Source organism: Arthrobacter sp. AFG7.2 (assembly GCF_002892835.1).
In the GTDB taxonomy this organism is placed as follows: domain Bacteria; phylum Actinomycetota; class Actinomycetes; order Actinomycetales; family Micrococcaceae; genus Arthrobacter.
The window spans coordinates 21325-42594 of the sequence record NZ_PJMB01000005.1; the positions used below are offsets into that span (position 1 = coordinate 21325).

23 protein-coding genes are annotated in these 21270 nt (G+C 66.4%); 11 read left to right on the plus strand and 12 right to left on the minus strand.

Annotated elements, in window-relative coordinates; all coding sequences use genetic code 11:
- Nucleotides 1–7: 7 nt before the first annotated feature.
- The 5 genes from CXX84_RS10390 to CXX84_RS10410 all read right to left on the minus strand — a co-directional run bounded on the left by CXX84_RS10390 (nucleotide 8) and on the right by CXX84_RS10410 (nucleotide 4781).
- Nucleotides 8–967, minus strand: coding sequence for a LysR family transcriptional regulator (locus CXX84_RS10390; RefSeq protein WP_102976646.1), 960 nt, complete (start codon nucleotides 965–967; stop codon nucleotides 8–10).
- A gap of 34 nt (nucleotides 968–1001) precedes the next feature.
- Nucleotides 1002–2219, minus strand: coding sequence for an MFS transporter (locus tag CXX84_RS10395; protein WP_102976647.1), 1218 nt, complete (start codon nucleotides 2217–2219; stop codon nucleotides 1002–1004).
- Nucleotides 2220–2364: 145 nt separating this feature from the next.
- On the minus strand, nucleotides 2365–3294 hold the full coding sequence (locus CXX84_RS10400) for a carbohydrate kinase family protein (RefSeq protein WP_102976895.1): 930 nt from the start codon (nucleotides 3292–3294) through the stop codon (nucleotides 2365–2367).
- Between the two features lie 61 nt (nucleotides 3295–3355).
- The gene (locus tag CXX84_RS10405; protein ID WP_102976648.1) at nucleotides 3356–3931 is read right to left on the minus strand and encodes a DUF1349 domain-containing protein; all 576 of its coding nucleotides are present in this window, start codon (nucleotides 3929–3931) and stop codon (nucleotides 3356–3358) included.
- Between the two features lie 31 nt (nucleotides 3932–3962).
- A complete protein-coding gene (locus CXX84_RS10410; protein WP_189337561.1) occupies nucleotides 3963–4781 on the minus strand; it encodes an alpha/beta hydrolase in 819 nt (272 codons plus the stop codon).
- A 118-nt stretch (nucleotides 4782–4899) separates the two neighbouring features.
- On the opposite strand from CXX84_RS10410, the gene CXX84_RS10415 reads away from it, so the two are divergent.
- The 3 genes from CXX84_RS10415 (at nucleotide 4900) to CXX84_RS10425 (ending at nucleotide 7725) form a co-directional block, all read left to right on the plus strand.
- Nucleotides 4900–5226: a GYD domain-containing protein gene (locus tag CXX84_RS10415; RefSeq protein WP_102976649.1), complete on the plus strand. Its 327-nt coding sequence runs from the start codon at nucleotides 4900–4902 to the stop codon at nucleotides 5224–5226.
- 76 nt (nucleotides 5227–5302) lie between these two features.
- Nucleotides 5303–6874 carry a succinic semialdehyde dehydrogenase gene (locus tag CXX84_RS10420; RefSeq protein ID WP_102976650.1) on the plus strand — a complete coding sequence of 524 codons (1572 nt, stop codon included), beginning with the start codon at nucleotides 5303–5305 and terminating at the stop codon, nucleotides 6872–6874.
- Nucleotides 6874–7725 carry an SDR family oxidoreductase gene (locus CXX84_RS10425; RefSeq protein ID WP_102976651.1) on the plus strand — a complete coding sequence of 284 codons (852 nt, stop codon included), beginning with the start codon at nucleotides 6874–6876 and terminating at the stop codon, nucleotides 7723–7725. The genes CXX84_RS10420 and CXX84_RS10425 overlap by 1 nt, the downstream gene beginning before the upstream one ends.
- 10 nt (nucleotides 7726–7735) lie before the next feature.
- Here CXX84_RS10425 and CXX84_RS10430 read toward each other — a convergent pair whose 3' ends face one another.
- From CXX84_RS10430 to CXX84_RS10445, 4 genes are all read right to left on the minus strand, one after another.
- Nucleotides 7736–8716 carry a ribokinase gene (locus CXX84_RS10430; RefSeq protein ID WP_102976652.1) on the minus strand — a complete coding sequence of 327 codons (981 nt, stop codon included), beginning with the start codon at nucleotides 8714–8716 and terminating at the stop codon, nucleotides 7736–7738.
- Complete coding sequence (locus CXX84_RS10435) at nucleotides 8713–10140, minus strand: MFS transporter (RefSeq protein WP_102976653.1); 1428 nt, start codon at nucleotides 10138–10140, stop codon at nucleotides 8713–8715. Before CXX84_RS10435 ends, CXX84_RS10430 begins: the two co-directional genes overlap by 4 nt.
- Nucleotides 10141–11220 (minus strand): nucleoside hydrolase, encoded by a 1080-nt coding sequence (locus CXX84_RS10440; RefSeq protein ID WP_223253062.1) that lies wholly within the window; start codon nucleotides 11218–11220, stop codon nucleotides 10141–10143.
- A 141-nt stretch (nucleotides 11221–11361) separates the two neighbouring features.
- On the minus strand, nucleotides 11362–12102 hold the full coding sequence (locus CXX84_RS10445; protein WP_102976654.1) for a TetR/AcrR family transcriptional regulator: 741 nt from the start codon (nucleotides 12100–12102) through the stop codon (nucleotides 11362–11364).
- 160 nt (nucleotides 12103–12262) lie between these two features.
- Here CXX84_RS10445 and CXX84_RS10450 point away from each other — a divergent pair, with 160 nt between their 5' ends.
- The 8 genes from CXX84_RS10450 (at nucleotide 12263) to CXX84_RS10490 (ending at nucleotide 19174) form a co-directional block, all read left to right on the plus strand.
- A complete protein-coding gene (locus tag CXX84_RS10450; protein ID WP_102976655.1) occupies nucleotides 12263–12958 on the plus strand; it encodes a DUF2306 domain-containing protein in 696 nt (231 codons plus the stop codon).
- 333 nt (nucleotides 12959–13291) lie between these two features.
- Nucleotides 13292–13897, plus strand: a complete 606-nt coding sequence (locus CXX84_RS10460) for a helix-turn-helix domain-containing protein (RefSeq protein ID WP_102976657.1) — start codon at nucleotides 13292–13294, stop codon at nucleotides 13895–13897.
- Nucleotides 13890–14627, plus strand: a complete 738-nt coding sequence (locus tag CXX84_RS10465) for a B3/4 domain-containing protein (protein ID WP_102976658.1) — start codon at nucleotides 13890–13892, stop codon at nucleotides 14625–14627. The genes CXX84_RS10460 and CXX84_RS10465 overlap by 8 nt, the downstream gene beginning before the upstream one ends.
- 2 nt (nucleotides 14628–14629) lie before the next feature.
- Nucleotides 14630–15523 carry an EamA family transporter gene (locus CXX84_RS10470; protein ID WP_102976659.1) on the plus strand — a complete coding sequence of 298 codons (894 nt, stop codon included), beginning with the start codon at nucleotides 14630–14632 and terminating at the stop codon, nucleotides 15521–15523.
- A 4-nt stretch (nucleotides 15524–15527) separates the two neighbouring features.
- Nucleotides 15528–16424, plus strand: coding sequence for a dihydrodipicolinate synthase family protein (locus CXX84_RS10475; RefSeq protein ID WP_102976660.1), 897 nt, complete (start codon nucleotides 15528–15530; stop codon nucleotides 16422–16424).
- A gap of 55 nt (nucleotides 16425–16479) precedes the next feature.
- A complete protein-coding gene (locus CXX84_RS10480; RefSeq protein ID WP_102976661.1) occupies nucleotides 16480–17526 on the plus strand; it encodes a LacI family DNA-binding transcriptional regulator in 1047 nt (348 codons plus the stop codon).
- A 48-nt stretch (nucleotides 17527–17574) separates the two neighbouring features.
- Nucleotides 17575–18681, plus strand: a complete 1107-nt coding sequence (locus tag CXX84_RS10485; protein ID WP_102976662.1) for a GTP pyrophosphokinase family protein — start codon at nucleotides 17575–17577, stop codon at nucleotides 18679–18681.
- Between the two features lie 247 nt (nucleotides 18682–18928).
- Nucleotides 18929–19174, plus strand: coding sequence for a hypothetical protein (locus tag CXX84_RS10490; protein ID WP_189337562.1), 246 nt, complete (start codon nucleotides 18929–18931; stop codon nucleotides 19172–19174).
- 221 nt (nucleotides 19175–19395) lie between these two features.
- Here the strand turns inward: CXX84_RS10490 and CXX84_RS10495 are convergent, their stop codons facing one another.
- The 3 genes from CXX84_RS10495 to CXX84_RS10500 form a co-directional block, all read right to left on the minus strand.
- A complete protein-coding gene (locus tag CXX84_RS10495; protein WP_189337563.1) occupies nucleotides 19396–19821 on the minus strand; it encodes a hypothetical protein in 426 nt (141 codons plus the stop codon).
- Nucleotides 19822–19917: 96 nt separating this feature from the next.
- The gene (locus CXX84_RS19320; RefSeq protein ID WP_146031867.1) at nucleotides 19918–20196 is read right to left on the minus strand and encodes a hypothetical protein; all 279 of its coding nucleotides are present in this window, start codon (nucleotides 20194–20196) and stop codon (nucleotides 19918–19920) included.
- Between the two features lie 251 nt (nucleotides 20197–20447).
- Nucleotides 20448–20984 carry an HXXEE domain-containing protein gene (locus tag CXX84_RS10500; RefSeq protein ID WP_146031868.1) on the minus strand — a complete coding sequence of 179 codons (537 nt, stop codon included), beginning with the start codon at nucleotides 20982–20984 and terminating at the stop codon, nucleotides 20448–20450.
- Nucleotides 20985–21270 lie beyond the last annotated feature (286 nt).

The window sequence follows — 21270 nt, forward strand, 5'->3', positions numbered from 1 at the left end:
CCGGAGCCTAGCCCTGCACAGCCGGCGCGTGGATCGTCACCGGGTGGGCTGTGACGGGGAAGAGTTCCTGAAGCCGCGCACAAGCCCGCTGGACCACTGAGCGCAGCCACAGGCTGGCCGGGTCCTCCGTCTGGGACGGATGCCAGTACATGGCCTCCACCAGTGATGCTTCGGTACCTTCGGAGAACTCGAGGACAACGATGTCCGCGCCGCGCTGGGCCCGTGCCGCCAGCATCCGCGGGACCATCGCCACAAGGTCGGTCCCTTCGACCAGGAGCGGCAAGGACAGGAAACCCGCCACTACGGCCGCCACCCGGCGCTGGATTCCCCGGGACACGAACAGCTTGTCCGCCGGCGTGCTGATTCCCTCACCGAAATAGCCGACGGCGTGCGGCACGGTGGTGAGGTCTTCAACCGTGAGCACCGGCTTCTCGAGAAGGGGATTCCCGTCGCTGGCGACGATCACGAAGCCGTCCCGGAAGATCTGTTTGCTGGCCCCTTGCAGCTGGTAGCCTGTGGGCCCCACGAGCAGGTCTATCTTGGAATAATCGGCCATCTGGCCCTGGAAACCTGAGGTAGGCATGAAATCCACCGAGACGCCCGGGGCCTCCTCGCGAAGGATCTGCCGCAGCGGCCCCACCATCAGTGCCGCCGCATAGTCCGAGGCGGCGATGACGAACTCCCGCTCACTGGTGGCGGGATCAAAACCGGACCTCACGCGTGTGGCCCGCTGGATGTGAAGCACGGCTTCATCAACCAGCGGAACCAGGGACTGCGCAAAGGGTGTGAGGTCGTAGGTGCGGCCGTTCCGGACCAGGAGCTCGTCGTCGAAATGACGCCGCAGCCTGGCCATCGCTGCACTGGTGGCCGGCTGACTGAGCTGAAGCCGCTCAGCCGCCCGGGAGATGTTCCGGAGTTCCAGCAGGACCTGAAGTTGAGGCAGCAGGTTCAGGTCCAGGTTCTTCATACCCACAGGTTATCCGGGCCCAACTCATGCCGGGCTAATCGAACACCGGCATCATCCGGGGTCCCCGCACCAGGACGGCGAAGAGGGCCACCGCGCACGCGATGCCCAGTCCGCCGAGGGCAAGGCTGAGGCTGCCGGCGGCTGCCGCGGCCGCGCCGAGGACGATGGGGGTGAGGAACTGGCCGATGAACAGTGTCCCGGTCCAGATGCCCGTGCCGCGGCCGCGCTGCTGGAATTCGAGGCCGTTCACGGCCCAGGTCAGCAGGGTGGGCAGCAGCACGCCGGTTCCGGCGCTTGCAACCACCGCTCCCGCTATCGCCAACGGGACGGTGCCTGCGACGGAGACCAGGGACAGTCCGACCGCGGCCAGCCCGAAGGCGAGCGCCAGCAGGCTCCGCGTGCCCAGCTTTGCGAGGAAGCGGAAGGAGATGGCACCTGCCGCGGTGGCGAGGGATGCAATGGCGGCGGCCAGTCCGATGAGGGCCGCGTCGGCAACGCCGAGTCCCGTGATGACGTACGGCAGGTGGACGATGAGGGCGTAGAACACGATTCCGCCGAACAGCGTCACTGCGGCCGGGGCGCCGATCTGCCGCCATGGCACCGGCGTCCTTGCCGCCGTCGTGCGCTGGCTCTTTGCCGGCTCCCACAGCTTGAAGATCATGGGGATAACGATCACCGCACTGACTGCGTAGAGCCAGAACGGTGTACGCCAGCTGATGCTGCCCAGGGCGCCGCCGAGGGCGAAGAACGCTGTGGCGGCGAGCGCGCTGACCATTGTTTGCAGTCCGAGGTACTTGTTCCGCTGCTCGCCCGCGTAGTAGTCGGTGATGAGCGTGGTGCAGCAGGTCATGATGGCTGCTTCCGCAATACCCACACCCACCCGGGATACGGCAATGGACTCGAGGGTGTCCAGCCAGAGCGGTGCCGTCCCGAACGCGGCGTAGGCCAGCATGGCGAAGACCAGCAGCTGCTTGCGGCCCACCCTGTCTGCAACATAGCCGGCCAGCGGTGAGAAGAGTGCCACGAACAGCGCGGGCAGCGTGAGGGTCAGCGGCACCAGGATGGCAACACCGGGGGTGTCCGCGAACGCCTGGTTCAGGGTGGGGAGGATGGGCGCCAAAAGTACGGCGCCCAGCACGGGCATGCAGCTGCCGGCAACCAGGAGGGATGCCTGCAACCGGCCCGGCGTTCGGGCGTCTGCCCCGGGCGTCTGAATCCCGGGACCGGTACCCGTGAGCTGGATATTCTCCATTGAATTTTCCTTAGCCTCGTGATGGTCACGGAGGTATCGGTGCGGCCTGCGCGCCGAAAAGTGACTTCCCTCACTGTGGCAAGGCTGGGACTATTCAGGAATCATGGATTTGGGATAGCAGGTATCCACAGAACGGATGCCGGGATTACAGCGCGTCCAGCTCTGCGCGCGTCGGCGGGTTCGCTCCGGGACGGGACACCGTCACCGCAGCGGCCCGGGCCGCATGCGCCAGCAGCTCCCCTAGGCCCTCGGCCGGAAGCTCGCGCAGGTCCTTCCGGTTTTGGGCACCGTCCAGGCCGCGGTCCACCAGCCCGGACAGCAGCGCGGCCATAAAGGAATCCCCGGCACCCACCGTGTCAGCCACCTCAACCTTCGGAGCAGGCACCTTGGCTTCACCGGCATGGCAGACTCCCCACGGCCCATCTGCTCCGCGCGTCACCACAACCATCGCAGGCCCTTCAGATCCGCCCAGCGACAGCCAGCGGCGCGCCGCATCCAGCACGTCCATGTCCGGGTACAGCCAGGCTAGATCCTCGTCAGACGCCTTCACCACATCCGCAAGCGTCACGAACTTTTCGGCGTGCCTGCGCGCGTAGTCCACATCCGTGATGATGCTGGGCCGGCAGTTGGGGTCGAAGCTGATGGTGGCGCGCGGATGGGCATATTCGACGGCGGCCAGCACGTCCGTGGCGCCGGGTGCCAGCATCGTCGCGATCGAGCCGGTGTGCAGCAGGGTGGTGCCCTGCAGCATGAAGGCGAGCCGGTCGGCGACGCCGGGAAGCTCCCAGGTGAGGTCGAACGTGTAGGTGGCGGCGCCGTCGTCGTCGATCAGGGCGGTGGCCACGCTGGTGGGCAGCTCGTCCGGTCCCAGCGGAAGCATCACGGAGCTGGCCCGCAGGTGCGCTGCGACGGAGTCGCCGTAGGCGTCCCGGCCGTACCGGCCGATGAACTGTACGGGGTGGTCCAGGCGGGCCAGGCCCACCGCCACGTTCAGCGGGCTGCCGCCCACGTGGGCTTCGATTCCCGAGGCGCGCTGGACAACGTCAACAAGGCCTTCGCCAATAACAGTGAGCATGCTCATACTCTGCCAGAAGAGGCCGTCCGGCGACGGTCCGTGACGTGCACGGGACGGCCGCTCAGTGCAGGGCGCCGTCCGGCTCCACGGCCCGCCAGGCATGGAAGGGGACGGTAAGGCCTGCTCTCGTGGGCGCACAGGTGAAGGGCCCGGCGCTGGCTTCCACGTCCGGATCCAGCGGTACTACCCGGACCAGCTGGAGCGGTCCGCCGGCTGCCCCCGCCCGGATGGTGAGTGCGTCACCGCTCCGGCTGACCCGGATGAGGACGCGGGATCCGCTCCACGCGGGCACCGGGGCCAGGGACCAGTCGGACTTCCCGTCGGTGACCACTGCCCCCAGCTGGCAAGTGCCGTCCGCAAACTCCACGCCCGCTTTGAGCCAGTGCTCAGCTGACACCCGCACAAAGACTCCGGCCTGGTCGAACTGGTCCGAAAATCCTGCAGTAAATTCCACCTCCACCGCCGACCCCTCCGGGAACGGCGCCAGCAGCGCGTGCTCGCTGTCATGGATGAAGCCGTACGAGGTAGTCCGCCAGGCATCACTGCCCTCCTTGGCTGTGACCAGCAGGTCCGTGCCGCGCTCGACGGCGGAAACGGGCGGGTGCGTCCAGGCGCCTTGCTGCCAGGGAATGTCCATGGCCGCCACTGTACGGCAGGACAACCCGCCGCTACTGACCGCCGCCCCGCTTGCCCAGCAGCTCCTGCACGAGCTCCCGGCACTTTGCATACGCCTCAGCCTGAGGATCGATCAGCGCGTAATGGCCCCCCGGCACCGTGACCAGTTGCGCAGGCATGGGCGTGGACGCACTCGCCTTTACGTACGCAGCAGACATTGCCAGCGGCACGTCCTCATCCCCGGCTGCGTGCACGGCGTAGACAGGAATGTCGAGGGGCAGTGCGGACATCGGGTCTGCGCAGCGGTGCCGGTCCGGAAAGTCCGACGACGGCCCGCCAAGGAAGTTGGCCACGGCACCATCGCTGAGGTTCAGCCTTTCAGCTTCGGCCAGGTCCAGGACGCCCGACTGGCTCACGACTCCGGTGAGGCGGACGCCGCCGCGCTGCGTCCCCACCTCGTGGTGCTCCCCCTCCAATCCCAACTCCCCGAGCCGGTCCCGCCCGGCCGCCCACACCGCAAGGTGCCCGCCGGCCGAGTGGCCCAGCGCCACCACCCTGGACAGGTCAAGGCCATGGACCGGCGCGAGGTCGGCCAGCTTGTCGATGCCTGCCAGAACGTCCTGGAAGGTGTACGGCCACCCGCCGCCGTTCCCTGCCCGGCGGTACTCCAGGTTCCACGCCGCCAGCCCGTGCGCGGCGAGGTCCTCAGCCAGCGGCTCCCCCAACTCCGCCCCGTACTTTGACCGCCAGTAGCCGCCGTGGATCACCACCACCACGCCGCGGTGCGTGCCGCCGTCGGGCACCTCCGGGAGGAACAGCCCGCCCCACTGGCTGGCGTCCCTTCCGTAGTAATACCTATGCCGCTGCACCATGTGCCGAGCGTACCCCGCAGTACCTGGCGAGGGTCCAAGCACGGACCGTTGCTGTCCGGTCCACGCGCTGCCATTCTGGGTGCATCCACCGCAAGCAGGACCACGAAAGGCCAAGAAGATGCCGCTCTATCTGTCGAAGTTCAGCTACACGCCGGAGACCTGGGGCCGCCTGATCAACAACCCCGAAGACCGGCGGAAAGCCGCCCAGGCGTACATAGAATCAGTGGGCGGAAAGCTGCACGGCTTCTGGTACGCCTTCGGCAGCCATGACGGCTACAACCTGTGGGAAGCCCCGGATAACGTCTCCATGGCAGCGGTGGCACTTGCCATCAGCGGAGGCGGCGCACTCAGCTCGCTCGAAACCACGGTGCTGATGAGTGTCGAGGAAACGATGGAAGCCCTCCGGAAAGCGGGTGAAATCAACTACCGGCCTCCGGGGACGTGAAGTCCCGCTGCGGGTCATGAAGGACGGCTCCCTGGCGCTAGGCTCTGGAGTTACATTGACGTCGAAGGGGAGCACGATGATCAGCACCACGCAACCGGGGCCGGAGACGGGAACTCACTCTGCCTCACCACTGGCCCCCTCGCACCTCTCAGGCCTTGTATCAAGCGTGCCCGGGCGGCCAACGCAGGCCTCCTATTCGCCTGTGGACGGCAGCCTCATCGGCGAAGTCCCCGTCTGCACCCCGGGCGACGTTGACGCCGCCATCACCAGGGCAAGGGAAGCACAGCAGACCTGGGCGGCCGTCCCTGTCAGGCAGCGCCGCGCCGTCGTCGGGCGGTTCCACACGCTGCTCGTGCAGCGGGAGGCAGAAGTCCTGGACCTGGTCCAGGCGGAAAGCGGAAAGTCGCGGCTCAACGCCTTCGAGGAACTCGCCGACGCCGCCCTGACCGCCGCCTACTACCGGCGCATCGCCGAACGCTTCCTGCGGCCTGCCCGCCGCATTGGTGCCGCACCCGGCCTGACGCGGACGGTGGAATACCGGCTCCCCAAGGGGGTGGTAGGAATCATCAGCCCCTGGAACTATCCGCTGACCCTGGCCGTCTCGGACGCGATCCCCGCCCTGCTGGCCGGCAACGCCGTGGTCCTCAAACCAGACTCGCAAACGCCGTTCACGGCGCTGCTGGCCCTGGAACTGCTGCAGGAGGCGGGGCTTCCGGCGGCCCTGTTCCAGATCGTCACCGGTGACGGGCCAGTGCTGGGCCCGGCCCTGATCGGCGGCTCGGACTTCCTCATGTTCACCGGTTCTTCTGAAACCGGGAAGATCGTTGCACAGCAGTGCGCGGAGCGGCTGATCGGGTTCTCCGGCGAGCTTGGCGGGAAGAATGCCACGCTGGTGCTCGCCGACGCGGATCTCGACAAGGCGGCCAGGGGCGCCGCGCAGGGCTGCTTTTCCAACTCTGGACAGCTGTGCATCAGCATGGAACGGATCTACGTGCACCGCGCCGTCTTCGAGGACTTCCTGGCCGCCTTCACTGAACAGGTGGAGAAGATACGGTTGAGCCCAGGCCCGGGCTGGGACATCGAGATGGGATCGCTCACGGGCCAACGGCAGCTGGACCGGGTCATCCTCCACGTCGAGGACGCCCTTGCCAAGGGGGCCCGGCTCATCACCGGCGGCCGCGCCCGGCCCGACCTGGGCCCGTACTTCTACGAGCCCACCATCCTCACCGGCGTCACGGAGGAGATGCTGGTGGCGCGGGAGGAAACGTTCGGGCCCGTCGTTTCGGTCTACGAGGCGGAGGACGACGCCGACGCCGTTGCCCTGGCCAACGACTCCCGCTACGGCCTCAACGCCAGCGTCTGGTCCGCCCGGCACGGCGGTTCCGTGGGCCGCCGCCTGCTGGCCGGGACGGTCAACGTCAATGACGGCTACTCCGCTGCCTGGGCCTCCCACGATGCCCCGATGGGCGGGATGAAGGACTCCGGCATGGGGCGGCGGCACGGGAAAGAAGGCATCCTGAAGTACACGGAGGCCCAGACGGTTGCGGTGCAGCGGCTGGTTCCCGTTGGCCCTCCGCCCGGGATGACGAACGAGCGGTACACCCGGCTCGTCAAGGGTGCACTCACACTGATGGGGCGGCTGCGCTGATGACCGGTGGAACCAGGCTGGCGGGCAGCACGGTATTGATCACCGGTGGCGGCAGCGGGCTCGGCCGGCGGATGGCACTGGAGGCCGCGCGGCGGGGTGCGCGGGTGCTTATTTGGGACCTCCCGGCCGCCAGCGGCGTGCAGGTCCGCGATGAGATCCGCAGCGCGGGCGGTGCCGCGGAAGCAGAGACCGTCAACGTGGCGGACAGGGACGCCGTCAAAGCCGCAGCCGCTGCGGCCGGTGCGGTGGACGTCCTGATCAACAACGCCGGCGTGGTGACCGGCAAACTGCTCCTGGATGCCGGCGACGAGGACATCCAGCGGACCTTCGACGTCAATGTGCTGGCCCTCTACTGGGTGACGCGCGCGGTCCTGCCCGGAATGATCGGCCGGGGCCGCGGGACGGTGGTGACGGTTGCCAGCGCGGCCGGACTGGTGGGGGTCGCCAGGCAGACCGACTACTCCGCGAGCAAGTTCGCCGCTTTCGGCTTTAACGAGTCGCTGCGCGCCGAACTGCGAGCGGGCACAACCGGCGTGAATACGCTGGTGGTCTGCCCCTACTACATCGATACCGGCATGTTCGACGGCGTCCGGACCCGCTTCCCCCGGCTGCTTCCCATCCTGAACGAGGAGGCCGTGGCAGCGAAAGTCCTGGACGGCATTGAAAGCGGGCGCCGGAAACTGGTCCTCCCGCCGCTGGTGAACCTGGTTCCGGCAGCCCGGCTGCTTCCGGTGGGAGCGTTCGACCGCCTCATGGACGTCCTGGGCATCAACCGGACCATGGACCGGTTCACCGGGCGCCCCGCCGAAGCTGCGGAAACGCCCGGCGGAAAGCACGACGGCGGGAGCTGAGGCTCCTTCTTCAGGCCTGAAGCAGACGGGCCACGTCGGCCGGCTCCGGGTATGCTGCCTGGGCCCCCTTCCGGGTGGTGGCCAGGGCCGCGACAACAGATGCGAAAGCTGCGGCGTCGGCGAGCGCGTCGCCTGCGGCGAGCCGGACGGCAACAGCACCGGTAAAGGCGTCGCCGGCCCCCGTGGTGTCCACGGCCTTCACCTTCGTGGGCGCAATCCGGGTCACCTGCGCGCCCTCGGCAGCCAGCGAGTCCAGCACCACAGAACCCTGCGAACCGAGCGTCACGAGGACCTGCCGGATCCCCCGCTCCGCGAAACGCAACCGGACCTTGTCCCATTCGTGAGCGGCGGCATCCGGGCCGGGGACTGCGGCACCTTCTCCAAGGAACAGCGCGGCCTCGTGCGCGTTGACCAGCAGGACATCGGTGCGGGCGGTCAACTCCTCCGGAACGTCCCCGTATGGCGAGAGGTTCAGCAGGACTGTTGCGCCGGCGTCGTCCCCCGCCCGTGCGGCTGCCAGCACTGTCTCCATGCCGACTTCGAGGCACAAGCAGACGACGGCGGCCTGCTCCAGGACGTCCGAGGCCGCCGCCACGTCCGCGGGCGAAAGGGTGCCGTTGGCACCGGCGGAGATGATGATGTTGTTCTCGCCGCCGGCATCCACCGCAATGACCGCGACGCCCGTCGGCTCCTGCGACTCCCGGACGTGCCCGACGTCCACCCCCGCGCCGGCGGCAGAGGAGAGCAGCATGGCACCGTTGGCGTCCTCCCCCACGGCACCGACGAGGCTGACGTTCCCGCCCAGCCGGCTGGCGGCGACGGCCTGGTTGGCGCTCTTGCCGCCAGGATTAACGGCGAAACCGTTGCCGTGCACCGTTTCACCGGGGAGCGGGAGGCGTTCGCAGTAGATGGTGAGGTCGGCATTCAGGGAGCCGACGACGACGATGCGGCCGGCCTTTTCGGCAGCGGAGTGTCCGGCAGCGGCGTTCATTCGGCCACCTCGGCCTCAACCGGCTTGGGGATCAGCAGTGAGGCAGCGAAGGCCGCCACGGTGAGGGCCAGGCCCACGACGATCACGGTGAGGTAGGACGCCCTGGCGTCACCCAGCGCGGAGGTGGCCACCAGGACGGCGGGGAGCACCAGGAAGCTGAGCCCGGCGCCAAGGTTGAAGGCGCCGGCGTTCATGCCGGGCAGGAAGCCCGGATTGCCTGCCGGTGAGAGGACAACGCCGAGTCCGTTGAGCATGATGTTGACCGTACCGGCGTACATGATGCCCAGCAAGACCGTGCCCGCGATCATCAGGGGCAGGCTGCTGAGGCCGAAGAACGCGATGATGGCCAGCGCCGCGATGCTGCCCAGCAGGCCGATGCGCAACACCCTGGTGTAGCCCAGCACGGGGGCGAGCTTGCCGCTGAGCGGGCCCACGATCCACCCGAGCAGGGCGTACGGCGTGAGGATGATCAGCGACATTTCGGTGGGCCCGATGCCGAAACCGGGATCGGCAGCCTGGACGTAGGCGGGGACGATGCCGTTGATGACGGCGAAGATGCCGGTCATGGTCAGCGTGGTGGTGAGCAGCGGCGCCCAGGTGGACCGCTGGCGCAGGTGGACGGTTTCCACCATCGGCTGGCCGGCCCGCTTTTCCGTCCGCCAGAAGGCATAGAACGCGACGGCGGACACCAGGACCAGCGCCAGGCTCAACATCAGCGTGCCGGACGAGAAGGAGCCCACCAGCTTGGCCCCTTCATTCAGGGCAGTCAGCAGTGCACCTACGGCAACGACGATGAAGAACACGCCCAGCCAGTCCATCCGGGTGCCGGCCGCCGGCTTGCTTTCGCCGGCCAGGAAGGCGATCAGGGCGGTGGCAACCAGTGCCAGCACCACCATGAGCCAGAAGATGCTGCGGAAGCCGAAGTGCTCGGCGAAGTAGCCGCCCACGAAAGAGTCGACGCCGGCCACGCCGCCGTTAACAGCGGTGATGAGGCCCATGAGCGTGCCGTATTTACGCGGGTTGGTGACGGCGGAACGCAGCATGATCAGGCAAAGCGGCACCGTGGGCCCGCTGACGCCCTGGATGATGCGGCCCACGAAGAGCCAGGTAACGTCCGGGGCGAGGGCTGCGATGACGGATCCGACGGCCATGAGCAGCATCATGCCCACCAGGATCTTCTTGCGGCCCACAATGTCGCTGAGGCGCGGCAGGAACAGGGAGAACAGGGCGGCCGCGGTGAAGAACCAGGTTTGGGAGAGGCCGATCACGGCCTGGTCGGTGTTGAGTTCCTCGCCCATGGTGACCAGCGCGGGGCTGAGCATGGAGGCGTTGAGCTGGAAGGCCACGCAGGCTGCCAGCAGGGCCACCATCAGGGCGGTGACGTTTCCCTTGGTTGTCTTGGTTTCGCTCATGGTGGCAGTCATTTACTTGACCCCTCCCATGGCGAGGTCCGGACGTTCCTGGCGTTCGACGCCGGCCGCGTTCCCGACGGCGCGCGCCGCGCCTCGCCTGCCTCCGCCGTCGTCCGGCTCGCCGATGGCGACCAGCGCGTCGGTGACGAGGTTCCAGAACCTTTCGTGGTCCAGGTCGACGGCGACGCTGGTGTGGCAGTCCGCCGGAGCCGGAGCCCGGAAGTCGGCTACCGTCATGCCGAGCGTCAAGGTGCCCTGCAGTTCGATGTTCACCGGCACCTTGCGGGTGCTGACGATGGTGGGATCGATGACATAGGCAACGGCGCACGGATCGTGGACCGGCGGAGCGTCGAAGCCCTGGGCGTCCTTGTAGGTGTGGGCGAAGAAGTCCATCAGTTCCGTGACGAACTGCGCGGGTTTGGTGCCGATTGCTGCGATCTTTTCCACCACGTCGGGGGTGGCGAGCGCCTGGTGCGTGAGGTCAAGGCCCACCATGACCACGGGCCACTTTTCGTTGAAGACGATGTGGGCGGCCTCGGGGTCAATGATGATGTTGAATTCGGCCACGGCGCTCCAGTTGCCCACGTGGTAGCCGCCGCCCATGAGGACGACTTCCTTCACGCGGTCCACGATCCGGGGTTCCTTGCGGGCGGCCAGGGCGATGTTGGTCAGGCCCGCGGTGGGCACCAGGGTGACGCTGCCCGGCTCGTGGGCCATCACGGTGTCGATGATGAGGTCCACCGCGTGCCGCGGGTCCAGTTCGAGGTTCGACGGCGGCAGTTCAGGGCCGTCCATGCCGGACTCGCCATGGATGTCGGGTGCAGTTTCAATGCTTCGGACCAGGGGGCGTGCGCAGCCGGCGGCAAAAGGAACGCCGGTGATGCCTGCGATGGTGCCGACGGCCAAGGCGTTGCGCGTGACCTTTTCGAGGGTCTGGTTTCCCACCACAGTAGTGACGGCCAGCAGTTCGATGTCCGGGTTGCCGTGTGCGAGCAGCAACGCAACGGCGTCGTCATGCCCGGGGTCGCAGTCAAGAATGATCTTCTTGCGGTCACGGGGTGTCCCTGTCTGGGACTGGGCAGTGGGTTCCACGGTGATCTCCACGTCATTGGGGCCCGCGCCAGGTGTACTGAAAGCCGGCGCGGGGAGCGAAAGCGTTCAGGAGAGATCATGGCACCGTGAGCAGCATTACGTCAAACGCTTAACGTTGCTGCAGGTCAAGCGCTTGATGCGTTACGGGGCCTCACCCGACAGCACTACCCGAGGAATCGAGGTCCAGCTCGCCGCATGGAGCTTCTCGATTCCATCCAGCAGCAGGTCAAGCGCAAACTCGAACTCGAACTGGTCATCACAGCCCCGCCCCACCACGGAACCCTGGTCGTGTGCCGATGCCGTGGCGATTCTCAGGATGTTCGGATAACGCGTGGACATTTCCGCCAACAATGCCAGTTGGGCATCGCCATCCAGCCCGTCCCCGCTTCCGCCATCCTGGCCTTCAGGCTCTTCGAACAACTCCTGGGTGAATCCCCACATGCGGCTGCCAATGGCGTGCATGACGTGGTGCGTGAGGTCTTCAGAGAAGCCGTGACTCAGGAAAATGCCGATGAAGGAATCCATATAGGCCAGGACGCCCGGGGTCTTATTGGTGCGTGTTTCAAGAACGCGCCGGGCCCAGGGATGGCGCTGGAGCGTGGCCCTCGCCGCCAGGATCCGCTGCCGGACGGCAGCCTTCCACCCCCCTCCGCTGTCCGCCGGCCCGGTTTCGGCGATGATGAGGTCCACCATGCCGTCAAGCAGTTCATCCTTGTTGGCCACGTGCTTGTAGAGCGCCATGGGGACCACGCCGAGGTGCTGGGCAAGCCGGCGCATGCTCAGCAGCTCAATGCCTGCTTCGTCAGCGAGCCCCACGGCCGCCCGCAGCACCTTGTCCCGATTAAGGCGTCCGCGCGGCGGCGCGCCAGCCTGGTTGCTCATTTAGCCCCTCCCATAGTCCAAATACGCCAGCCCCCTTGACTAGTGTACGCCGTACACCTAGTGTGGGCAGCAGCAAGGTGTACGTCGTACACGTTTTGCTGGGCGAACTGTGCACCACGGCGCAAGAAGCCCAGAGGCCGGGCCGTTGAAAGGACTTCCGATGGAGGCAACGCGAGAACGTCCACTCATCACGGCAGCCGGCGCAGGCGGCCGTAAGCCCGCGTGGCTGGCACCGGCAGGACTGATCCTGCTTGCCCTCATACCTGTACTTGCCGGCGCCGCCCGCCTGACGGAGCTGGCGGGAGGAGCTGGGATCACCGAGCGCAACGCCCGGTTCTTTGAATCGCCTGTCCCCGTGGTGATCCATATTGTCAGCGTCACGGTGTACACCCTGCTGGGGGCCTTCCAGTTCACACCCTCCCTCCGCCGCGCTAAGCGGAGCTGGCACAGCAGAGCCGGACGGATCCTTGTACCCGCAGGCCTGCTCGCCGCACTTTCCGGGCTGTGGATGGCGGTTTTTTATGCCCTGCCGCCGAGCGACGGGCAGGCCCTCCTGCTCCTCCGCCTGGTGTTCGGATCTGCCATGGCCGCAAGTCTCGTGCTGGGGGTCAGGTCAGTCATGCGCCGCGACTTTGCCAGCCATGGCGCCTGGATGACCCGCGCCTACGCCATTGGCCTGGGCGCCGGAACCCAAGCCCTGATCCTCATCGTCCCGGAGCTCCTGGCGAGCCCGCCGGACGTGACAACAAGAGCCGTGCTGATGGGCGCCGCCTGGGTGATTAACCTCGGTGTCGCCGAGTACCTGCTGCGGAAGCGGTCAGGCCGCAGGACCAGCGCCTCCCCCGGACTCCGATAGCTCCCCCGGCTCCGATGTGCCGCCGTCCGGACCGGCTTTCCCCGCGTGGCCGGGGTCCGCAGTATGTCCGCGCAAGTTCTTGTGGCGCGCTTCCTCCAGATGATGCTCCAGCTTTTCCTCCGCCTCCCGTCGGCGCTGCCCTACGGTCCGCATCTGGCCTGTAGTCGGGGCAACGTGCGCATGCTGGTGCGGGCCGACATCCCGCGGGTTCCCCTGATTGCTCTCGCCCATAAAGGCATGGTCCCACCAGGGGTGCCGGCGGGGAAGAGCCGCACTGCCGCTGAGCTATTGGACCACTAGAAGAATGCACTCCCAGTGCACTATGATGCACTTATGGATACAAGCACTTCTGCCCTTGCGACGGCGATTGGCGCCCGGGTACGGCATGAACGTCAGGCCCGGGGCTGGACTCTCGACCAGCTTGCCGAAGCAGCCGGGGTGAGCCGCCGCATGGTGGTCAACGTGGAGCAGGGAGCCGCCAACCCAAGTGTCGGCACGTTGCTCCGGATCAGTGACGCACTGGGAATCGGCCTGCCGGCACTGGTGGACACGCCGCGGCCCAAGCCGGTAACGGTCACGCGCCGCGGCGACGGCGCGGCGCTGTGGAGTTCTGCCTCCGGTGGCCGCGGCGTGCTGGTGGCCGGGACCCAATCCCCGGATGTGGTGGAGCTCTGGGACTGGACCCTCGCCTCCGGAGACCAGCACGGGAGCGAAGCCCACGCCGCGGGCACCAAGGAGCTGCTCCAGGTCCGGCAAGGATCCGTCACGCTTGTGGTTGCCGGCGAGACCTTCATTCTCCACGCGGGTGACGCTGTCTCGTTCCCCGGCGACGTTGAGCACTCGTACTCCAACCACGGCAGCGAACAGGCCGCGTTCTCACTGGCGGTCTTCGAGCCGGGCGTGGGCTCGGAGCATCACAAGGAGGCGGGGAATGCGTGACGCGGTGATGCTTCAGGAGTTCCTGGCGGAGGCCTGGGTCGACGTCGCGGTGTTCTCGCTGCGTCCCGACTACCGTGCCGTCCTGCTGGCGGTGGACGGGCTGGTCCCCGGCGCGAGCGACGAGGCCAGTGAGAAGCTGCTGCAGGAAGCGGAGGCGTCTGCCCGTGCGGCCCTTGATGGCCGGCCGGTGGAGGAGCTTCCGCACGTGGCCGCTTGGCGTGAAGCCTACAAAGCGTTTGGAGCAAAGCCGCAACGCACCCGCAACAGCCTTGAGGCCTTACTGCGGCGTGCAGCCTCCGGCCTCCCCCGCGTGAACCGGCTGACCGATCTCTACAATGCCGTGTCGGTGCTGCACCAGGTGCCGCTGGGTGGTGAGGACCTGACCGGCTACGCCGGCGCGCCCCGCCTGATCCGCGCCACCGGCGGTGAGCCGTTCGACACCGTTGCCGGCGGCGCCGGGGTGATCGAACATCCGGAGCCTGGCGAGGTGGTGTGGGGCGATGACAGTGGAGTGACGTGCCGGCGCTGGAACTGGCGCCAGGGCCGGCGCACGCAGCTGCGTGAAGAAACCACCGCCGCACTGTTCATCCTCGACGCGCTCCACCCCATGACTGATGAGGCGCTCGACGCCGCCGCTGACCATCTGGCTGCCCGGCTGCACATGCTCGGCCCGGACGTCCGCGTCGCCCGCCGTCGTCTCGCCGCCCCAACTTCCGCTGAAGGACACTGAAAATGCTCAAGCCACATGTTCCGGTCCCGCCGTGGGGGCTGGCCGTCACCGCGATTCTCTCGGTCCAGCTGGGCTCTGCCTTGTCGGTCGGCCTGATCGATGAGGTGGGTCCGGCCGGTACGGCGTGGCTGCGCCTCAGCATGGGGGCCATCATCCTGCTCGCGATCGGCCGCCCGCCGCTGCGTTCCATCCGGCGTCCGGATGTGCTGCCGCTCCTGGGGCTTGGGATCACTACAGGCGTGATGACCATCGGGTTCCTGGCCGCGGTGGAGCACATTCCGCTCGGTACCGCCGTTGCGATTGAATTCCTGGGTCCGCTGACAGTGGCCGCCGTTCGCAGTCACAACCGGAAGGCCCTCGCCTGGCCGGCCTTGGCGCTGGCCGGCGTGGTCCTGCTGACCCAGCCCTGGCAGGGTGACTTCAACCCTGCCGGGGTGGCGTTCGCCGCGCTGGCCGCCGTCGCCTGGGGCTTTTACATCCTCCTCACCCAGCGGCTGGGCGACCGGTTCACCGGCATCGGCGCGCTCACCCTCACGGTGCCCATTGCCGCGGTAACAGCCGCCGTCGTCGGAATTCCGCAGGCCGCCGGCCACCTCAACCTTGACATCCTGGCTGCCGCGGCAGGGCTGGCCATCCTGCTTCCGGTGTTGCCGTTCGCGCTGGAAATGCTTGCCCTGCGCAGGATGACCCCCACGGCGTTCGGAACGCTGATGGCTCTCGAGCCTGCCGTCGGTGTGCTCCTTGGACTGCTCATCCTGCACCAGCAGCCCTCTCCCATCCAGGTGGTCGGGATCGCGCTGGTGGTCCTGGCCGGCGCGGCGGCGCAGCGCGGTGGCCGTCGCCGCCCAGCCAAACCGCAGCAGGCAAGCCCCGCTGATCTCGATTTCGTGGGCTGAGCCGGTGTTTACGGGCCTGAGCGCTTTTCCCCTGACCCCGCTGGCCGGCGACGCGGTGGACGAAGGCTCTTTCGTCCGCATGGTGGAGCGGCTGAATGCGGCTGGTGTTGATTCCATCACGGCGCTTGGCTCCACCGGTTCCTACGCCTACCTGAGCGCTGAGGAGCGGAGCCGCGTTGCCCGGCTGGCCGTGGAACACGCCGGCTCCACACCCGTCATTGTCGGGATCGGGGCGCTGCGGACGTCGCAGATCCTGGCCAACGCGGAGAACGCGGAAAGGGCCGGCGCTTCCGGCCTGCTGCTTGCGCCGATGACGTACCAGCCGCTGACGGAGGACGACGTGTTCGAGCTCTTCCGGACGGTCACAGCGCACACATCGCTGCCCGTCGTCGTCTATGACAACCCGGGGACCACCCGCTTCACGTTCAGCACCGAACTCTATGGGCGAATTGCCGAACTGCCGCGTATCGCCTCCATCAAGATACCGGGGGTACCGGGCGGCCTGGAGCAGGCCCGGGGGCGGATCCAGGAGATCCGGGCCGTTGTCCCGGCCTCCGTCACCATCGGCGTCTCCGGTGATGCACATGCCGCCGCCGGGCTGGTGGCGGGGTGCGATGCCTGGTACTCCGTCATCGGCGGCACACTGCCGGCCCTGGCCCTGGGAATCACCCGGGCCGTGCAGGAGGGCAGGCCCGCCGAGGCCGTGGCAGAATCCGGGCGGCTTGCACCGTTGTGGGACCTGTTCGCCGAGTTCGGCGGAAGCCTCCGGGTGGTGGCTGCCATTGCGGAGCAGCTTGGCCTGGCGGGCAGGTCCTGCCTTCCGTTGCCCATCCAGGGGCTGACGGAGGACCAGCGCGGGCGGGTGGCCGGGGTCATCGGGGAACTGGGCCTCGACGGGTAGGGGTTTATGCCCCCTGCGGCATGAAAGCCGGACCATTGCCTATTACCATCGAGGTATGGAATCCGCGGAACAGCTGCAGCAGCCCGGGCGTTCGCGGCGGATCACGGCGGCGATGGTCGCTGCCCGTGCCGGTGTCTCCACCGCCACCGTCTCGCTGGTCGCCAACGGCAAGACCGCCGGCCGCGTGTCGGCGGACAACATCTCCCGGGTCCGCGAGGCCATTGCCGAGCTTGGCTACGTGGTGGACGGCATCGGCAGTTCGCTGGCCAAGGGCGTGAGCTCAATTGTGGTCCTGGTGGCGCCGGACATCTCCAACCCCTTCTTCGCCAAGGTGATCGCCGGCGTGCGGGAGTCGCTGGGCCCGGAGTACCAGCTGCTGCTGTCCGTCACCGAGGCGGGCGAGTTCCCCCAGGCCGACGACGTCCGGCGGCTGATGTCCCTGCGTCCGGCAGGGCTCCTGGTGGACGCACCCAACGCCGGCTTCCTCGAGGACCTGGCGTCGCCGTCGCCCCTTGTGCTGCTCGATGCCCCCGGGCTCGAGGGATATGCACCCGCGGTGAACCTGGACGTGGCCAGCGGCGCGAGGGAACTTGCCGCGCACCTCGCCGGATTGGGACACCGCGAGGTGGCCTATGTGGACAGCGTCACCGGCACGGAAACCTTTGCCCTTCGGCGGAACGCCTTCCTGGCTGAGGCAGAAGCCCGCGGCATGGCTGTGGCTCCGGAGCACATCATCAGCACCACGATTGACGTCGGCACGGCGGCTTCGGCCTTCGCCGCCACCTGGCCGGCCTGGCAGCGCGAGGGGGTGACCGCCGTCGTCTGCGGGACGGATACCCACGCGTACGGCGTTCTCCAGGAGGCACGGGTGGCCGGGGTTCGGATTCCGGAGGAGCTGGCGGTGGCCGGGTTCGATGACCTGCCCTACTCAGCCACGAGCAATCCCGGCCTCACCAGCGTCCACCTGCCCGCCACTTCCCTGGGCCTGAAGGCCGGTGAACAGCTGCGCCGGCTCATGGAGGGTAAGGCACTGGAGCGGACCGGGCTCACCCTGGAAAGTTCCCTGGTGGTGCGCGGATCCACAACCGCAGCGGAACGCTAGGGTTCCGGCCGCCGTCGTTCTGTCAGTGGCCGGCCGTAAGCTGGGACCATGCCAAGTCATTGGGACAGCCTGGACGTGAGCCTCCGCGAATCCGTGGAGCAGAACGTGGAGATCTATGAGCGCGTCCGTCCTGCCCTGAAACTGGTTACCCGGGACGTCCTGCTGACCCTGCGGGACATGCTGAAGGTCTCCGAAGTCACGCCGTTGTTTGTTACCGGGCGCACCAAGACTGTGGAATCGTTCAAGGAGAAAATTTCCCGGATCGAGGAGCCGCTGGAACCGGGCGGGCCTCCTGTCCTGAAATTCCCGGACCCGTTCCGGACCCTGAACGACATGGTGGGGATCCGGGTGATCACCAAGCTCCCGGCCGAGAACGCGGTGGTGGCCAACATCATCAAGCACCAGCGCCAGCTTTTCGACTGCCGTGGTGACCGGGAAAAGGACATCGGCTCCATCGAGTCCGGCACCTACGGATACTCCAGTCGGCACCTGATCCTGCGCACCATCCAGAATGAGGCGGTCAAGGAGTACCAGTCGGTCTTCAACCCGGACGCCGTGCCCAACGGCAGCTACTTCTTTGAGTGCCAGATCCGCACCATCTTTGCCCATGCCTGGAGCGAGATCGAGCACGACATCCGTTTCAAGGCCGAGGACCCGCGTGCCTGGACCCCGCACTTCGACCGGCAGTTCACCGCCACGGCCGCCATGCTGGAAACGGTGGAGACTGCATTCGCGGACCTGCACGAACGCTATGAGGAAGTCCGCAGCTTCTGGGATGCCGAGGGTGAGGGCGCCGCCCCGCTGACCCCCAACCGGATCCGGGACGTCTGGCGCACGCTGCTTCCCCACGTGGACCGCAAGGTGGACGACGACTGGGGCTGGGCCGCCGAACTCCTGGCCGCCCATGGCCTGAACCAGACCATGCAGCTCGCCGGACTGCTCAGCGCCAACCGCATCACCGAGGTCCGGAAGGCCCTGGACCACCGCTACTCCCCCGGCCCGGACCGGCTGCTCGATGACCTGCTGCTGTGGCAGTACGGCACCAAGCACATCGATCTCACGGCAGAAGCGGCCGACGCCGTCCCGCACCCGCGGCGCGACAGCCTCCTGCGGCGGTTGCGGCAGATCGAGCGGTACCGGCTCACGAAGAAGTAGCGCTCCGCCGTGAGTTCTGCCACCTTATTTTGAAGCACTCAAAATAAGACGTACCGTTAATACGAGGCCACCGAAGCCCTGTCCGGGTTGTAGGCGGGTGAACATTACCCCGAGCGCCATTGCGTCCGCCCCGCGCTGCATCAGACCTGAATCCCTGCCGCCCCCTGCGGCCCCGCAGGCAGTGGTGCTGGGAAAGGGCCCGGACCCCGGACGGCCCCCATCAAATCGCAAGCATCAGGAGAACACCATGACTCAGCTACTCGAACGCCCCGTAACCCCCGCAGCGACCACCACCCTCCCCGCCGGGTCCCACCGCGGGGGCGGCTTTGTCACCCTGCCGGGCCACCTGCGCAACGCGCCCCGCACCGAGACCGGCTATGTGTCGCTGCCCGGCCGCGACTCACGCCTGGGGAGCAAAGCCCAGGGAACCTACGTCACACTCCACTCGGCGCCCCTGGGCGAAACGGAAATCAGCTACACGCGCCGCGGTTAAGGCGGGGAGCAAGCGGCACTACGCCCCCCCTAGGACCCGCCTGGCGAAGGCCACTTTAGGTGTCAGGGTGCGACCGATGCCGTGTGTGGTCACTGGTACGCGCTTTCCTCGAAACTCGATTTGGGGCTTTGGGCCGAAGCTACCGTTTCGAGAACTATTTGCGAGAACCTGGGCATCCAAAGCGAAGGGACCGCTTCAGAAAGCCATTAAGGGTACATACGTCACTCAGGAAGGTATCCGCCGGCAACTAGGATCTCTTCCGACATAGTCCATTGAGCGATCATGCAGACAATTACGAATACTGCAAGGAGTATGTAAATCCGTATGCGCCCTGCTTTGGTCCTGGGGCTCTTTTCGAGGCGCCGGGACGCCCTCCACATGCCAAGAATGGGCACAAGGACAGGCAGCAGGGCGATCTGCATCGGAATCCCGCTCCCACTCCGGTTGTATTTGCCGTCGTACGGCATCCGGGTTTCCCAGGGAACGCTCGTGAACACAAAAACAGCCATGCCGATGCACACCACCAAAGCACCCACACAAAGAAGACTCAGATTCCTTGCATCCTTCTGGCTGAACCGGAGTTGCTCCGCAGTGAAGCCTTCACCGTCGGAACCACTGGCAACACCAAAGCCCGCTCCGTCACTCACCACAGCTCGACTCCAGTTCCTTGATTGAATACTTCTTCACTGACCAATTTCACAAGCTTTCGAGCAATCACCAGTACGGACTCGTCTTTAGCGGCTCTAGTTTGAAGCTCTACGCTCGACCGCCTGTACAAGTTCAAGAACTTCCATACCCAGCCTCGAGCTAAAGGACCAGGAGTCCGATACCTGTCGCGCGGCAGCATGAAAAAGTTCGTTGGCGTTGGCCCACTGGCCCGAAGCTGTCAACGTGTCAGCTCGCTGGAGCAGGCTTGCCACTGCCTGAAGTGACAGATCCGACGCGCCTGTGGAGCGATGCTCCCTGGCAAGCCCCAGTTCCTCATTCAACGAAGCCAGTAGAAATTCGATTTGCACAGTCACCGCTTCACTTTAGTTACTGGTGGGCTCCGGAGTCGCACAGGATGCACGGAGAGCATCGATTCCGAAATTAAGAGACTTGGTGTGGCTGTCGGCGTTTGGGCTGCTACTGCACCTTCGGACGGCCATACGAGGGCGACATGGAGCGGCGCAAAAACACCGCCACTTATCGCCGCAAATCGCAGGCGGGGTGAAGGATTCATCGAGTCAACGCAAAGCCGAGACCCTGAGCGATGAAAGCCCTAGGTGGTGCATCATTGAAAGTCTCTGCCGATCAAACGACGAGCCAGGATGTGGCAGGCAAAGGTACTCGGCAGCAAAAGGACGCCGCCGAGCACGTATGGGTACGGGCCCTCGATTAGCGATCCATTTGCCCGCAACACGCGCCGGGCATAAAGGCTGTAGGGGAGCATGACGGCCATAGCTGTCACCAGGCCGGTGGAATATCCTCTTAGCCGAAGACTGGTGGCGATGTGAGTGTAAACATGGCCGTGCAGCCCGGCCAGGACGTATTGAAAAAAGGGACTGCGCCCGCCGGTAGCTGCACCGTGGGCGGCAGCTCCGGCTACAAGTGTTCCCATCAAAAGGATGGCAAGCGCTGATTCCTTCGCTGTTGTGCGGACGTGACCGGCCAAGGCAACGGCCGGTGCCCACTGAGTTTTTTCCAGTTGGGTTGCGAGGAGTTTCGAGGTGGCGGGCATCGTCACCGCTTCCTCAAGGTCGTGTATCGTCCACGCAACGAAAAGCCCTGCTGCCACACAGGCAGGTTTAACAGGAGCGGAATCACGCACGTCCTAACCATAGTGGAGCGACAACGGTCAGGAAATTGAGTTGACCGAAGAAGAAGCTGCTGAACTCTTTTAGGTTTCCTCGAAGGGGTGCTGACACCAATGGCGAAGCAGGACAACGTGCATGTCTTGCCACGCGCTGCGCCTCAGCGCATAACACCTGAAGGCATAGAAATTACGACAGACGCAATTTCGCTGGCCCTCGATATGGAAGCAGCTCGAAAACTTCTCGGCGCACAACTCGCAAGCTATCCATCGCCGGAACCTTACACCGCAAGAACTCTCCGCC

Excerpts from the sequence above, each read along its gene's own strand:
- CXX84_RS10390 (WP_102976646.1), bottom strand. The coding sequence starts at position 967 with ATGAAGAACCTGGACCTGAACCTGCTGCCTCAACTTCAGGTCCTGCTG.
- CXX84_RS10395 (WP_102976647.1), bottom strand. The coding sequence starts at position 2,219 with ATGGAGAATATCCAGCTCACGGGTACCGGTCCCGGGATTCAGACGCCC.
- CXX84_RS10400 (WP_102976895.1), bottom strand. The coding sequence starts at position 3,294 with ATGCTCACTGTTATTGGCGAAGGCCTTGTTGACGTTGTCCAGCGCGCC.
- CXX84_RS10405 (WP_102976648.1), bottom strand. The coding sequence starts at position 3,931 with ATGGACATTCCCTGGCAGCAAGGCGCCTGGACGCACCCGCCCGTTTCC.
- CXX84_RS10410 (WP_189337561.1), bottom strand. The coding sequence starts at position 4,781 with ATGGTGCAGCGGCATAGGTATTACTACGGAAGGGACGCCAGCCAGTGG.
- CXX84_RS10415 (WP_102976649.1), top strand. The coding sequence starts at position 4,900 with ATGCCGCTCTATCTGTCGAAGTTCAGCTACACGCCGGAGACCTGGGGC.
- CXX84_RS10420 (WP_102976650.1), top strand. The coding sequence starts at position 5,303 with ATGATCAGCACCACGCAACCGGGGCCGGAGACGGGAACTCACTCTGCC.
- CXX84_RS10425 (WP_102976651.1), top strand. The coding sequence starts at position 6,874 with ATGACCGGTGGAACCAGGCTGGCGGGCAGCACGGTATTGATCACCGGT.
- CXX84_RS10430 (WP_102976652.1), bottom strand. The coding sequence starts at position 8,716 with ATGAACGCCGCTGCCGGACACTCCGCTGCCGAAAAGGCCGGCCGCATC.
- CXX84_RS10435 (WP_102976653.1), bottom strand. The coding sequence starts at position 10,140 with ATGACTGCCACCATGAGCGAAACCAAGACAACCAAGGGAAACGTCACC.
- CXX84_RS10445 (WP_102976654.1), bottom strand. The coding sequence starts at position 12,102 with ATGAGCAACCAGGCTGGCGCGCCGCCGCGCGGACGCCTTAATCGGGAC.
- CXX84_RS10450 (WP_102976655.1), top strand. The coding sequence starts at position 12,263 with ATGGAGGCAACGCGAGAACGTCCACTCATCACGGCAGCCGGCGCAGGC.
- CXX84_RS10460 (WP_102976657.1), top strand. The coding sequence starts at position 13,292 with ATGGATACAAGCACTTCTGCCCTTGCGACGGCGATTGGCGCCCGGGTA.
- CXX84_RS10465 (WP_102976658.1), top strand. The coding sequence starts at position 13,890 with ATGCGTGACGCGGTGATGCTTCAGGAGTTCCTGGCGGAGGCCTGGGTC.
- CXX84_RS10470 (WP_102976659.1), top strand. The coding sequence starts at position 14,630 with ATGCTCAAGCCACATGTTCCGGTCCCGCCGTGGGGGCTGGCCGTCACC.
- CXX84_RS10480 (WP_102976661.1), top strand. The coding sequence starts at position 16,480 with ATGGAATCCGCGGAACAGCTGCAGCAGCCCGGGCGTTCGCGGCGGATC.
- CXX84_RS10485 (WP_102976662.1), top strand. The coding sequence starts at position 17,575 with ATGCCAAGTCATTGGGACAGCCTGGACGTGAGCCTCCGCGAATCCGTG.
- CXX84_RS10490 (WP_189337562.1), top strand. The coding sequence starts at position 18,929 with ATGACTCAGCTACTCGAACGCCCCGTAACCCCCGCAGCGACCACCACC.